We start from the raw sequence: 13,309 nt of genomic DNA, 5'->3' as shown, positions 1-13,309 counted from the left end.
GGTCACGGAGCCGGCAGTAGTGGTGACGCGCCAGTTGCCTCAGCCACGCAGCGCTGGATGCTGTTTGACCGGCGACCCAATAGCTACTGTACTCTTAGATATCCGTAAGGGGCACTTCAGCAACAGAGCCGTGCTCCAGTTTGAAAATCCTGTTGCAAAATCGTTTGATAAGCTGGGTGTCGTGAGAGGCAAATACCAAAACTTTTGCGGCATCAATCATAGTTTCAATGCGCCGTTTTGCTTTCTCCTGGAACTCGGCATCTCCCGTGCCAAACACCTCATCGATCAATAGGATCGACGGAGCATACATGGTCGAAACGGCAAACATCAAACGAGTCATCATCCCCGCCGAATAAGTCCGGACAGGCAAGTCAAGATAGTCGCCGAGTTCGGTAAATTGGGCGATCTTATCATAGGTTTCCCTTGCATCCTTCTTGGTTCGACCCAGCAACATCATGACTCTGGTGACGTTGTCATATCCTGAAAGTTCAGGATCCATTCCCGCGCCAAGCTCGAATACCGTTCCGATCGATCCCTCCCGCACAATTTTGCCGTAGAGGGGGACATATATTCCCGCCATTGTTCTCAGTAGGGTGCTCTTGCCTGCGCCGTTGTGTCCAACAAGGCCAACGCAGTCACCATCGCTCAGGCTAAAAGATACGTCGTCTAGCGCGGTGACCGTTACAACATTCCCAGCTTCGGCACCTATACGTCCACCGGTACCCAAGCGCACCAGATGATTACGCACTGACATCGAACGAGCATTGTAAATGGGATAGCGAACGGTTACGCGATCAAACTCTAACTTTGCCATTCTCAGAGCCAGAACGCCAGACGCCGTCCTCGGCCACTCAACAACGAAATGGCTACGACGCCACAAACGACCATGCTTACAAGCGACACTCCATAGACCCAAAGGCTTGGTATTCTTCCAAAGAAAGGTGCCCGGACAATTTCCATAAAATAAGTAAAAGGGTTCAACCAGATCACGAATTGGCTGATCCCCAAATTCTTGGGTTCGTAGATGACTGGTGTTACAAAGAATAGAAGAGGCATAAGCGATTGAACCAGCGGATCCAAGTCCCGAAACCTTGTACCGGCAATGCCTATTATTATAACAATAAATAATAGGTTGGCGGTTACGATGATCAAACCTAAAATTCCAACCAACCCGTAGAACGAAAACGCATGAGGAAAACATAAGATCATGAGGATCACAATTGCAATATTGTGGGCCAAAGTTATTAGCTGGCGCATCACAAGCTGGAGCGGGTGCATTATAAGTGGCAAATTGTAATTTCTAATTATCTGCGCCTGCCTAATGAAAACACTCGATGCCTCTACCAGGCTACCAGAAATGAATTGCCACAAAACGAGGCCGATAGCCAAGCGGGGCATCAGTTCGCTTGGCGCCTGATTCAAAAGGGCGCTCCAAACGATCCCCAGACCCAGAACGCCTATTCCCGCACCGAGAGTTAACCACCATGGGCCTAGTACGCTTCTCCGATAGCGTGCTTTTGTCTCGCTCACGGCGAGACTGATCGCAAGAGGCAATCGTCGTCTGAGTGCGACAAGCTCACCGGTTAGATCGTCAGTATTCATAAGCCCTCTGACGCCATTAGCCATTCACTTGGCAACGGAATGCGCCGTTACGTACTCATAAATCTTGGTCATTTCGTCATCCCATGTGATGGGCTCCATTGTCTTAAGACCGCCATCGGCCAACTTCTGGCGAAGTTCTCGGTTATCGTAAAGGGCGGCAAAAGCATCAAATACCGCCTGCGGGGTAGGATCCACAAGGTAAGCATTCTTGCCATGCTCGCAGTGCCATTCAATATGATCTCCGTTGTTCGAGATCACTGGAACGCCAGATTGCATGAGTTCAACCGGCAGATATGACAGATTGGTGGCAGAGAAGGCCATGCCCAAGTCACACGTTCGGTAAAGTTCGCCCGTCTTCGCAAGGGACATATTGCCAAGTAGCGTAGCCTTGAAAGGCGGCGCCATCGCTAGATCCAAGCCGGCGATTACGATCTCGACATCGGGATAGTGATCTGCAATTTTTTTCAAAGCGACCATCCCAAGCTCGAAACAGCGCCTTTCTGTCGACGGGCGCCCGTAGAAGAATAGGCGCTTAATTTTCGATCGGACTTTCCCATCAGGCTCTGCGGGGAAAAAAATGGTCTTATCAGCTGCAAATCTATAGTTCTGCGCGGTTCCCTTCCCGGCATGGGCTTCGTAACGGCTTTTCAGCCAGCCGCCCCCCGTAATGCCTCTAAACCCGAAGGTATACGTGGCATTGGCCTGCATTGATGCCGTGCCATATGCATAGAACTGGCTTTCATAGTCCTGCATGAAGTAGAATTTGTTCAGAGCGAAAGGAAATGCCCGGACCTGGTACGCCGATTGCCATGTCGTTGCCAATGCCACATATGCCTTCGGCAAGTGCTTTGGGTCTGTTATCACCTCCAATGTGCAATTTTCGAAGACTCCATCGAGTTCAGCCTGAAGGGCCCTTGGATTACTATGGCGCTCGTTGTTATAAATGTAGATGATGTTGCGGCACCCGAAACTCGAAAAATGATGCGCGAAACGAAATAGCGTGAAATGGCCTCCGCCCCAAACGTTCGACCAATCGGGCACGAACCAGACAAACACCGGCTTGTCGCTTCTTGGCTTCGCAGCCTTCTCTGCGCCTCCAAACTTCGTCCAAGGAACGTAGTCATAGACCGAATCAAACGAGGCCCGATAATCCAAAGCGGCAATAAGGGGGGAAACGCTGCTGGATGCTCCGCCGAGCTTTCGGGAGAGCAGAACAAATTTCCGCGGAAATATCTTGAACAGTGAGAATATAATTGCATTACTCCAGCCGTACTGGCGGGCGTAAGCAAGAAACAGGCGCAATTTTAGAAGCATGATGTCTCGCATTAATCAAGGAAGGTGGCGACGTAGCTGGCCAAATCGTCGCGCCAATTGCCTGGCTGGGGCGCTGCCGTCAAGAGTGGCGTATATATCGAACTCATTCCTTCTGAAAAAGGCCGGGGGGCCGAGAGAGGAAAATCCGAAGACTTTACAGATGTTATAACTACATCTTTACCGATGATTTCACCGATCATTTGAGCAATATTGAATCGAGTTACCGTACCTTTGCTTGTATAATGCAAAGTGCCGGTATAACGTGACTCCAGCGCCCAGACGATGAAATCACTAAGTAGGGACGCCCGGGTAATCGACCCAAATTTATCACCTACCGCCCGAAGCGAAACGGCTCCTTCCCTGATTTGCTGTATAAGCTTCCCAACAAATTTATGATCGCCGCTTGCGCCACCCCCGATCATCCAACCTGCGCGCACAATCAAGTGATTCAATGGGCAGTGTTGTCGGACCGCGTATTCGCCCATCAGCTTTGAACGACCATAGTAATTTACAGGCGACGGCAGATCCAATTCGTTGTGTTCGAAGCTGCCCCGCTCTCCAAACACGTTGGATGTGGAAACGTACAACATCCAGGCGCCGGATTTTTCCGCAGCCTTTGCAATGCTGGCGGTCGATAGGTGGTTTCGTATGCCGGCTTGTTGCGGATTTAATTCGCATAAATCCACATTTGTCTCGGCTGCCAAATGCAAAATCGCGTCCGGCTTTTCGGCCAGGACGTAGTCGTAAGCTGCATCGGGATCAGCTAGATCAAATTTTGCACGATCCGCCAAGACTACGACATGAGAAGCGTGCTCCAATGCCTTGGACACGTAACCACCGAGCATCCCGCTACCGCCAGTTACGAGCACCTTCGCCATACTTTTATATCCTTCTTAAGAGGGTACTAGTGCGAGACCGATCAACAACGTGATCGGCGTCCGGCCAATTTTCCCTTAGCGTCCCGGTCGAAACAATTGGCGTGATGCCCACAGAATCGTTCCATAAAATGCATTGCTCATGTTCGGCGGACTAACGCGTGGCCTTGTAGAGAAATTCTGCGCCTTACGAAAGGGTCATGAACCCATCCCGCAAACCAGATTGTATCCAAAGCTGTCAGCAGCTCATCAACCCAATTTTCCAAATGTGGGGGACGATCGACCCAGATCACTTGGCTCTCGCCGATCCAACAGTTCACCTTTTCTGCCGAGCCGCTCGCCGCCATAGCGCTGCTCGCGGATCGGTCCCCACCACCATTTGTTGTCGAGGAACCAGTCGACCGTCCTCGCCAGGCCGCTATCGAAACTCTCCGCCGGCGCCCAGCCGAGATCCCGGCTGATCTTGGAGGCATCGATGGCATAGCGGCGGTCGTGGCCGGGGCGATCGGTGACGAAGCTGATCAAATCGCGGTAGCTCCTGCCGCCGCTGCGCGGACGCCTGATGTCGAGCAGGTGGCAGATCGTCTCGACGACGCCAAGATTGGTGCGCTCGGAATTGCCGCCGACATTGTAGCTTTCGCCCGGCTGACCCTTGGTGGCGACCAGCTCCAGCGCCCGCGCGTGATCCTCGACGAACAGCCAGTCGCGCACATTGGCGCCGGCGCCATAGACCGGCAGCGGTTTTTCGTCGAGCGCGTTGAGGATCACCAGAGGGATCAGCTTTTCGGGAAAGTGATAGGGCCCGTAATTGTTCGAACAGTTGGAGAGCACGACCGGCAGGCCGTAGGTCTCGTGCCAAGCCCGCACCAGATGGTCGGACGCCGCCTTCGAGGCGGAATAGGGCGAGGATGGCGCGTAGGGCGTTTCCTCGACGAACATGCCGCCGTCGAAGGGCAGATCGCCGAACACCTCGTCGGTCGAGACATGGTGGAAGCGGAAGCGGGCCTTCCTGTCCTCGCCAAGGCCGCGCCAATATTCGAGCGCCGAATTCAGCACCCGGTAGGTGCCGACAATGTTGGTCTCAATAAAGGCGTCGGGTCCGTCGATCGAGCGGTCAACATGGCTTTCGGCGGCGAGATTCATGACGACGTCTATCTCGTCGCGATGGAGGATGTCGAGGACCGCCCGCTCGTCACAAATGTCGGCCTGCGCAAATTTGTAGTTGTGCGCATTCTCGATCGTGCGCAGCGAGGCGAGATTGCCGGCATAGGTGAGCTTGTCGAGATTGGTCACATGGTAGGCCGGATTGGCGCACAAATGCCGGCACACCGCCGAGCCGATGAAGCCGGCACCGCCTGTCACCAGAAAATTCATGGCGCTCTCCTCACATCGTCGCGCGTCATGCGAACACCTCGGCATTGGCGAGCGTCGGCGCCTTGAGGTCCTTGGCCGAGAGCTCGAAGCCGCCGGCGGGCGATGGCCAATCGATGCCGATGTCGGGGTCGTCGAAACGGATCGATCGGTCGTGCGCCGGCGAATAGGTGTCAGTGACCTTATACAGAACCTCGGTGTCCGGCACGAGCGTGACGAAGCCGTGCGCGAAACCCTTCGGCACCAGGATCTGGTTGCCTTTCTCGGCCGATATTTCGAGCGCGATCCACTTGCCGAAGGTTTTCGAGTTGCGGCGAATGTCAACCGCGACGTCGAGGACCCTGCCTCTGATCACACGCAGCAACTTGTCCTGCGCGCGTGGAGGCAGCTGATAGTGAAGCCCCCGCAAGACGCCCGCTGCCGCCGAATAGGAGTGATTGTCCTGGACGAAACGCAAATCGATCCCGGCCTCGGCAAAGCGCTCGGCATTCCAGGTCTCGATGAAATAGCCGCGCGCGTCGCCGTGCCGCTTCGGGACGATCTCCAGTACGCCGTCCAAACCGAGCTGCCTGATTTCGAGCATTCTAGTTCTCCGTCAGTTCGATGACACGCCGGCGCAGGTAGGCGGCGTATTCGTTCTTGCCCAGGCGGGTCGCGCGCTCAAGCACCTTGTCGGCGGTCAGCCAGCCCTGCTCGAAAGCGATTTCTTCAGGACAGGCAACCTTGATGCCCTGGCGGTGCTCGATGGTGCGCACGAAGGACGAGGCCTCATGCAGGCTGTCATGCGTGCCGGTGTCGAGCCAGGCATAGCCGCGGCCAAGCTGATGCACATGCAGCTGCCCGCGCTCGAGATAGGCGTTGTTGATCGCCGTAATCTCGAGCTCGCCGCGCGCCGAGGGCTTGATTGTCGAAGCGATGTCAACGACCTCGTTGTCGTAGAAATAGAGGCCGGTGACCGCCCAGTTGGACTTCGGCTTCTTCGGCTTTTCCTCGATCGTCAAAGCGGTGCCGCTGAGCTTGTCGAACGACACCACACCATAGCGCTGCGGATCCTCGACATGGTAGGCGAACACCGACGCGCCGCTTTCCCGCTGCGCGGCAGCGCGGCAGAGCTGCGACAGGCCCTCGCCGAAATAGATGTTGTCGCCGAGGATCATCGACACATTGTCCTTGCCGATGAAGTCGCGGCCGATAATGAAGGCCTCGGCAAGCCCGTTGGGCTGCGGCTGCTCGGCATAGGACAATTCGAGCCCGAATTCCGAACCGTCACCCAGCAACTCGCGAAAGATCGGCAAGTCGCGTGGTGTCGAAATGACCAGAATCTCTCGGATCCCCGCGAGCATCAAGACGCTCAGCGGGTAAAAAATCATCGGCTTGTCGTATATCGGCAGGATTTGCTTAGAGATCGCTAATGTCAGGGGATAAAGACGCGTCCCGCTGCCTCCTGCAAGGATAATTCCTTTCAACAAGCTCTCCTTGAATTGCCAGGCCCCCGCCCGAAATCAAGTTGACCGTGCTTAGGTTTCGCGCGGAGGCTTGTCAATTCAATCTCGACCCTGGATCTGCGCCAGAATTGCTCTGCATCTGCCGTCTCGCGGCAATTTTGACCGACTAGCCACAAGCTGTTGACCGACCGGCCACAGGCTGGCGATGCAATCGGCGCGGCGCCGAGCGGCCACGACCTGGCGATGCAACCCCGCTAAGCGATTTGGCAAACCGGCTTCCGGTGCTAAACAGCGGCAGGGCGAACACAATGCGCGCATCGCGCTTAGGCAGCAGGAACTTTCCATGGCCAGATTGCTTGTGACCGGCGGCGCCGGCTTTCTCGGATCGCATTTGTGCGACCGACTTGTCGGCCTCGGGCACCATGTCGTCGCCACCGACAATTTCCTGACCGGATCGCTGGACAATGTCCGCCACCTCTCGCAAAATCCGTTGTTTGAACTGATGCGTCACGACGTCACGCTGCCGTTCGATGCCGACGTCGACGGCATCTACAATCTCGCTTGCCCGGCAGCGCCCATTCATTACCAGCGCGACCCGATCCAGACGACAAGGACCAGCGTGATTGGCGCGATCAACATGCTAGATCTCGCCACGCGGAACGGCTCTGTCATCCTGCAGGCGTCGACTTCGGAAGTTTATGGCGACCCCGACATCCATCCGCAGCCGGAAGATTACTGGGGGCGGGTGAACCCGGTCGGCATCCGCAGCTGTTACGACGAAGGCAAGCGCTGCGCCGAGACGCTGTTCTTCGATTATTGGCGCCAGGTTCAGCTCGAGATCAAGGTGATGCGCATCTTCAACACCTACGGTCCGCGCATGCACCCGAATGACGGGCGCGTGGTCAGCAATTTCATCGTCCAGGCCATAAGGGGCGAACCGCTGACGATCTACGGCACGGGCAGCCAGACACGCAGCTTCTGCTATGTCGACGACCTCACCGAAGCCATGGTGCTGTTGATGGGAACGCCGGCAGAGTTCACCGGTCCGGTCAATGTCGGCAATCCCATCGAATCGACGATGCTGGAACTTGCCGAGCTCGTGCTTGGCATCGTCGGCGGCCGCTCCAGGTTGGAATTCAGGCCGTTGCCGCAGGATGACCCCAGGCAGCGATGCCCGGACATTTCGCTGGCAAGAAAATCGCTGGGCTGGGAGCCGAAAGTCGGCCTCGAAGACGGGTTGAAGGAAACCGTCGCCTATTTCCGCCACCGGCTGGTGGACGCATGACAACAAAAAGCCGGCGGGCTCGCACCCGCCGGCTCATTTGCGTTCAAGCGATTTCAGGGTTGCTTGGGCAGCAGCGACCATACCGCCGGCACCAGGCTGGCGGCGAGCGCAACTTTGATCAGATCGCCGACGATGAACGGCACGACGCCGAACTGCCACGACTTTTCCACACCGATGAGGGTGGCCAGCCAGGCAAAGCCCATGGCCATCATGACGATTTCGGCGACCAGCATGGCGTTGAACAGCTTGATCGGGTGGCGATCCCAGCCGCGATCGGCGGCCCAGCCGACAATGGCAGCCATGACGACGAAGCCGGCGAGATAACCCCCGGTGCCGCCAATCATGTAGGCGATGCCGATGCCCTTTTCAGGCGTGCTCTGGAAGACCGGGAGACCCATGGCGCCTTCGGCCATGTAGAGAAGCAAGGTAGCGACGCCAAGCCGCAGGCCAAATGCGGTGGCGATCAGCAGGACGGCCAGCGTCTGCATCGAAATGTCGACCGGCCCGAGCACGACTTTCGTCTTGGCCGACAGGGTCAAAAGCAGCGTTCCGGCGATCGCCAGCAGAAGCTGGGTTGCCAGGCGCAGCGCGCCCTCCTGAGGCAAAGCGAGAGAAACAAGCGGACGCATCGTCGTTGCAAGTGCCATGGTCTTCCCCAATCCGGATTGCCGCAGGTCGCGGCCTCGCTTTTTCCTATATTGGCTTCCGTGCTATGCGGCAATCGCTTTTGCCGTCCCTCGACCGGAGCTCAACGACACGCCATGGCGCTCAAATTCGACACCAGCTTCGATCCGGCCTACGGCCAGGGCGTCACCGTTGCACCGGACGTACAGCGCGTCACAGCCAAAAACCCCAGCCCGTTCACCTTTCACGGCACCAACAGCTACATTGTCGGGCGCGACACGCTGGCGGTGATCGACCCCGGTCCCGACGACGATGCGCATTTCCAGACATTGCTAAGGGTGATCGCAAACCGGCCGGTCAGCCACATTTTCGTCAGCCACACGCATCGTGACCATTCTCCGCTGGCCGCGCGGCTGAAAGCGCACACTGGGGCCGACGTGCTGGCCGAAGGCCCGCATCGCCCGGCGCGGCCGTTGCGGATCGGCGAGATCAATCCGCTCGACGCCAGCGCCGACACGGCCTTCGTCCCGGACATCGCGCTGCCCGACGATGCGCTGGTCGAGGGCGACGGCTGGGCGATCCGGACCGTGCTGACGCCGGGCCACACCGCCAATCACGCGGCATTTGCGCTGGAAAGCACCGGCATCCTGTTTCCAGCCGACCATGTAATGGCGTGGGCGACCTCGATCGTGGCGCCACCGGACGGGGCGATGGCCGACTACATGGCCTCGCTCGACAGATTGATCGCGCGCGGCGACCGCCTGCTGCTGCCCGGCCATGGCGGCCCTGTGACCACGCCGCGCAGCTTCATGCGCGGGCTGAAGACCCACCGCAAGATGCGCGAACGGGCGATCCTGGAACGGATTCGGGGCGGTGACCGAACGATTCCGGACATGGTAAAGGCGATCTACAGGGACACCGACCCGCGCCTGCACGGCGCCGCCGGCCTGTCGGTGCTTGCCCATCTCGAGGATATGGTCACGCGCGGCCTGGTCAGGACGGAGGGCGACCCGGCCATTGACGGCGTTTTTGCGCCGGTTGGCTAGGGCATGGTCCCGAAAAGTGGAATCCGCTTTTTCGGAAAAGATCATGCTCAAACAGAGAGATAGAGCCCCCTCCCGATTCCATCGGGATGGGGCAGGCTCTAGAACCGGCTGGAACGTTCTTCCGGTTGAGGCGACTTCAAACCGTGGCAGGTGCATTCCGGATTGACCGGAAGTCGTGCCGCGGTCTCCAGCGCGACCCGCGAGGCTGTCATGGAGAGGCTCGGCAACACGTCCTCCTGCAGCAATTTCTGGCGATTGCGGTCCATGTAGTCGTTGAAGCCAGCGGTGACGAACGCCAAGGGCACGAAGCATGCACCGATCTCGCGCGACAAGGTCGCCTCCGGGGCGATCGAATGGTTGAGCACGTCCGCTCCCATGTTTCGATACGCCAGAGCTTCGGCGGGAGTTGTCAATCGCGGCCCGTAGCAGTGGGCAGCGACCAACTGCTGCTCAATGCCATGGACCCGGCATTCGGCAGGCCAATGGCGCCGGGCGGTTTCGACCAGAGCTGCCGCACATCTTGGGCAGACAATCTGCTTGCCCGAGCAATCGAAGCTCTGGCGGCCGGGAAGCAGTGAAAACGGGGTCTGCGTCAGTTCGATGATATCGGCATTCACCACCATGTCACCGGGCTTGATCGCCTTGTTGACGGCGCCGATGGTCGAGCAGGACAGCACTTGCCGTACACCCGCGTTCATCAACACCCAGAACGCGCGGCGATGGCAGGAATGGTCGATATGGTCGCGGGGATTGCCGTGCGAATACATGCACAAGGCACGTTTCGCTTTGCCTTCGGCGGTAATCGACGCATCGAACTCAAGCAGCTTCCAGTTGTCGGAACGACCGAAAGGCGTTTCAAAACTCATGTCGCGGCGCAAGGTGCGCACGCCCTCGAATTCGACATCTTCCGGGAAGGCAAGCCCCCAGTTTGCCGAGCCGGTGATGATCGCCAGCCCGACCAGAGGAATGTCGGATGATTGATCCGCCGGAGCACCGGCTGCGTGATGATTTGTGGGCATGTTTCCAGTCTCGGTCAGGATTTTTGGCGAAGGGTCACGATCAGGACGGCGACCACGACGATGACGGTCCACAATGTCGAGATCGCCGCAATCGTTGGATCGATCTGATCGCGCAGCGACAGGAACATGAGCTTCGGCAGCGTGCTGTTTTGACCGCTGGCGACGAAGATCGAAATGACTGACTCGTCGAGCGAGGTCAGGAAGGCCATCAGCGTGGCCGACAACAGACTGATCCGGAGTTGCGGGACAATTATGCCGCCAATGGCTTTTGCCCAGTTTGCGCCCAGGCTGCGCGCCGCCTGAACCTGGTTCCAGTCAAAGCGGATCAGTGCCGGCAGCAACACAATGCACGCGACCGGGATGGCCAGCACCACGTGTCCAACCAGCACGCCGAACAGCGTTCCGACCAGACGTTGCGCCGCCAGAACAAAGAACAGACCGATCGCCAGCAGGATGCCCGGCACAATGGACGGGGTGAGCAGAACGCCCTGAATGGTCAGGGCGGCCTTTCCGCCGAGCCTGTTCATCGAGATGCAGGCCAGCAGCCCCAGCGGCACCGCGACCGTCGCCGTCAATGTCCCCAGGATCAGGCTCGTCCTGAGCGCGGCCATCCATGTCGCCGAGCCGAAGAACGTCTCGTACCAGCGCAACGAGTATGCGTGCGGCGGGAACTCGAGAAGATTGGATGCCGAAAAGGAGAGCGGGACGACGACGAGCGTCGGCAGCATCAGGAAAATCATTACGAGCGCGCAGAAGCTCCACAGAAGGATACGGGCCAGCCTGTTGTCCGGATAGGCTTCAAGCATCGGTCGCGCCGACATTGTTGCGCGCCATCAGTCGCCGCGCCGCCAGGAACATCATGCCGATCAGCGCCATGAGAACGAGCAACAGAATACCCAAGACGCTCGCCGACCCCCAATCCTGAAAGGTCGATAGCGTGCGCTCGATCCGGATGGAGAGCGGATTTACCTTGCCGCCGCCAAGCACCGCCGGCGTTATGAAGAAACCTATGGTGTAGATGAAGACGATCATCGAACCCGAGATGATGCCGCCGGCAGAAAGCGGCAGAATGACCGTGCGGATCGCTTGCCCGAGGGTAGCGCCCATGCTCGCCGACGCGCGAATGAGGTTTGCGTCGATATCGCGCATCGCTGCATAAACGGGCAGCAGGAAGAGCGGCAGCATGTAGTGAACCATGCCGATGAGCGTTCCCGTGAAGTTGTAGACCAGCGGCAATGGCTCCGCTGTCAGGCCTGAACCGGTCAATGCCGCGTTGATCAGGCCATCGCGCCGCAAGAGCACGAGCCACCCATAGGTCCGCACCAGAATGGAGGTCCACAACGGCAGCATGACGAAGGCCATCAGCAAATTGGCCACCTTCGGTCTGGCGCTGGCCAGGGCGAGCGCCAGGGGGGTGCCGAGAAGAATGCAGATCGCCAGCGTGCCCACGGATAGCTCAAGGGTTGTGACGAGCGCCGACCATGTCAGTCCGCTCGACAGCACCTTCTCGTAATTGCCGACGGTGTATTCGCCCCCCGTGGTCAGGAAGGATTGCCGGATGATCCAGAGGATGGGCAGTATCGCCGCCAGTCCAACGATGAAAAGCGCCGGCAGCGAAAGCGAGAGGAAGAACCGCCGCTCGCGTCGAGCGTCTGCCGCGAGCGCAGGATCGGCGATGACGGTCACGCTCTCGCTCCCGGTATCGCGTGAACTTTCGCCGCTGGTGCATAGGCGGTCACCCGCTGACCGGTGGCAAGCTCGGCGCAGCCACTGGCCAGCGCCGCCGGAATGCAGACAAGAATCTCTTGCCCGCCGTCAAGCGCCAGCGTCAAAAGCCAGTTCTCGCCGCGAAACGCCTTGGCGCGCAGCGTTCCCTCAAGCGCCACCCCGTCCCGCCCAACGAGCTTCGCATCAAGATGGAAGCTTTCCGCGCGGATCATCACAGCTTCGCTTGACGCATCGGTGCCGTCTATTCTGCGCACCGCGCCCGGAGCCACAATGTTGGCCTCACCCATGAACTCCGCGACGAAGCGGGTCGACGGACGATCATAGATCCGCTGTGGCGTGTCGATCTGCTGAATGCGGCCGGAATTCATTACCGCAACCCGGTCTGACATGATCAGTGCTTCGTGCTGGTCATGCGTCACATAGATCGTGGTGATCCCCAGATCGTCGTGCAGACGCCGGATCTCGTACTGCATGGTCTCGCGCAGGTTCTTGTCGAGCGCCGACAACGGCTCGTCCATCAGCATCACGCGTGGCTCGAAGACGATTGCCCGTGCCAGCGCCACCCGCTGGCGCTGGCCGCCGGACAATGCGGCAATGTTGCGCTCCGCCAAACCCTCCAGCTTCACGCGGGCCAAGGTGTCAAGCGCCCGCTGACGCGCCTCCGCTCTCGGCGTCTTGCGCAGCATCAACGGATACTCGACATTTGCCAGAACGTTCATGTGGGGAAACAGGGCGTAGTTCTGGAACACTATGCCGATGTCCCGCTTGTTGGGGGCCAGGCGGGTAATGTCGCGATCATCCAACAGGAGTTTACCGGAATCGGGCCGGACAAAACCGGCCAGAGCCATGAGCAGCGTGGTCTTGCCCGAACCGGAGGGCCCGAGCAGCGTGAGGAATTCGCCAGCCTGAATGTCGAGCGAGACATCGTCCAGCGCGACGTAAGATCCATAGGTCTTGCGCACGCTGTCGATGGTGATCGGGAGCGACTTCATCATGTGCT

General features: G+C 58.5%; 14 protein-coding genes. 2 read left to right on the top strand and 12 right to left on the bottom strand.

The features are described from left to right. Positions 1 to 94: 94 nt before the first annotated feature. The 7 genes from AC1D1L_RS15265 to rfbA all read right to left on the bottom strand — a co-directional run bounded on the left by AC1D1L_RS15265 (position 95) and on the right by rfbA (position 6,628). Complete coding sequence (locus AC1D1L_RS15265) at positions 95 to 814, bottom strand: ABC transporter ATP-binding protein (RefSeq protein WP_477342424.1); 720 nt, start codon at positions 812 to 814, stop codon at positions 95 to 97. A gap of 2 nt (positions 815 to 816) precedes the next feature. Then, positions 817 to 1,602 (bottom strand): ABC transporter permease, encoded by a 786-nt coding sequence (locus AC1D1L_RS15260; RefSeq protein WP_477342423.1) that lies wholly within the window; start codon positions 1,600 to 1,602, stop codon positions 817 to 819. A 24-nt stretch (positions 1,603 to 1,626) separates the two neighbouring features. Beyond that, the gene (locus tag AC1D1L_RS15255; RefSeq protein WP_477342422.1) at positions 1,627 to 2,916 is read right to left on the bottom strand and encodes a rhamnosyltransferase WsaF family glycosyltransferase; all 1,290 of its coding nucleotides are present in this window, start codon (positions 2,914 to 2,916) and stop codon (positions 1,627 to 1,629) included. A gap of 11 nt (positions 2,917 to 2,927) precedes the next feature. Then, positions 2,928 to 3,794 (bottom strand): SDR family oxidoreductase, encoded by an 867-nt coding sequence (locus AC1D1L_RS15250; RefSeq protein ID WP_477342421.1) that lies wholly within the window; start codon positions 3,792 to 3,794, stop codon positions 2,928 to 2,930. A gap of 246 nt (positions 3,795 to 4,040) precedes the next feature. Beyond that, complete coding sequence (gene rfbB, locus AC1D1L_RS15245) at positions 4,041 to 5,165, bottom strand: dTDP-glucose 4,6-dehydratase (protein WP_477342420.1); 1,125 nt, start codon at positions 5,163 to 5,165, stop codon at positions 4,041 to 4,043. Between the two features lie 25 nt (positions 5,166 to 5,190). Then, positions 5,191 to 5,745 carry a dTDP-4-dehydrorhamnose 3,5-epimerase gene (gene rfbC / locus AC1D1L_RS15240; RefSeq protein WP_477342419.1) on the bottom strand — a complete coding sequence of 185 codons (555 nt, stop codon included), beginning with the start codon at positions 5,743 to 5,745 and terminating at the stop codon, positions 5,191 to 5,193. A gap of 1 nt (position 5,746) precedes the next feature. Beyond that, positions 5,747 to 6,628, bottom strand: a complete 882-nt coding sequence (gene rfbA, locus AC1D1L_RS15235; protein WP_477342418.1) for a glucose-1-phosphate thymidylyltransferase RfbA — start codon at positions 6,626 to 6,628, stop codon at positions 5,747 to 5,749. A gap of 322 nt (positions 6,629 to 6,950) precedes the next feature. Between rfbA and AC1D1L_RS15230 the strand changes: the two genes are divergently transcribed. After that, complete coding sequence (locus tag AC1D1L_RS15230; protein ID WP_477342417.1) at positions 6,951 to 7,892, top strand: UDP-glucuronic acid decarboxylase family protein; 942 nt, start codon at positions 6,951 to 6,953, stop codon at positions 7,890 to 7,892. A gap of 53 nt (positions 7,893 to 7,945) precedes the next feature. Here AC1D1L_RS15230 and AC1D1L_RS15225 read toward each other — a convergent pair whose 3' ends face one another. Beyond that, positions 7,946 to 8,539 carry a biotin transporter BioY gene (locus AC1D1L_RS15225; protein ID WP_112564008.1) on the bottom strand — a complete coding sequence of 198 codons (594 nt, stop codon included), beginning with the start codon at positions 8,537 to 8,539 and terminating at the stop codon, positions 7,946 to 7,948. A gap of 114 nt (positions 8,540 to 8,653) precedes the next feature. Here AC1D1L_RS15225 and AC1D1L_RS15220 point away from each other — a divergent pair, with 114 nt between their 5' ends. Further along, positions 8,654 to 9,562, top strand: coding sequence for an MBL fold metallo-hydrolase (locus AC1D1L_RS15220; protein WP_477342416.1), 909 nt, complete (start codon positions 8,654 to 8,656; stop codon positions 9,560 to 9,562). Between the two features lie 98 nt (positions 9,563 to 9,660). On the opposite strand, the gene AC1D1L_RS15215 is transcribed toward AC1D1L_RS15220, so the two are convergent. Genes AC1D1L_RS15215 through AC1D1L_RS15200 form a run of 4 tightly spaced genes read right to left on the bottom strand, consistent with a single transcriptional unit; the run spans position 9,661 to position 13,301 of the window. Beyond that, entirely contained in the window at positions 9,661 to 10,653 is a 993-nt protein-coding gene (locus AC1D1L_RS15215) for a phosphorylase family protein (protein ID WP_477342415.1), read from the bottom strand. Further along, a complete protein-coding gene (locus AC1D1L_RS15210) occupies positions 10,596 to 11,387 on the bottom strand; it encodes an ABC transporter permease (RefSeq protein ID WP_192256411.1) in 792 nt (263 codons plus the stop codon). The genes AC1D1L_RS15215 and AC1D1L_RS15210 overlap by 58 nt, the downstream gene beginning before the upstream one ends. Then, positions 11,380 to 12,267: an ABC transporter permease gene (locus AC1D1L_RS15205; protein ID WP_477342414.1), complete on the bottom strand. Its 888-nt coding sequence runs from the start codon at positions 12,265 to 12,267 to the stop codon at positions 11,380 to 11,382. Before AC1D1L_RS15205 ends, AC1D1L_RS15210 begins: the two co-directional genes overlap by 8 nt. Further along, positions 12,264 to 13,301 carry an ABC transporter ATP-binding protein gene (locus AC1D1L_RS15200; RefSeq protein WP_477342564.1) on the bottom strand — a complete coding sequence of 346 codons (1,038 nt, stop codon included), beginning with the start codon at positions 13,299 to 13,301 and terminating at the stop codon, positions 12,264 to 12,266. Before AC1D1L_RS15200 ends, AC1D1L_RS15205 begins: the two co-directional genes overlap by 4 nt. Positions 13,302 to 13,309 lie beyond the last annotated feature (8 nt).

The organism is Mesorhizobium sp. P2_D6 (genome assembly GCF_056404315.1).
This window is presented reverse-complemented; position numbering and strand designations above follow the sequence as displayed.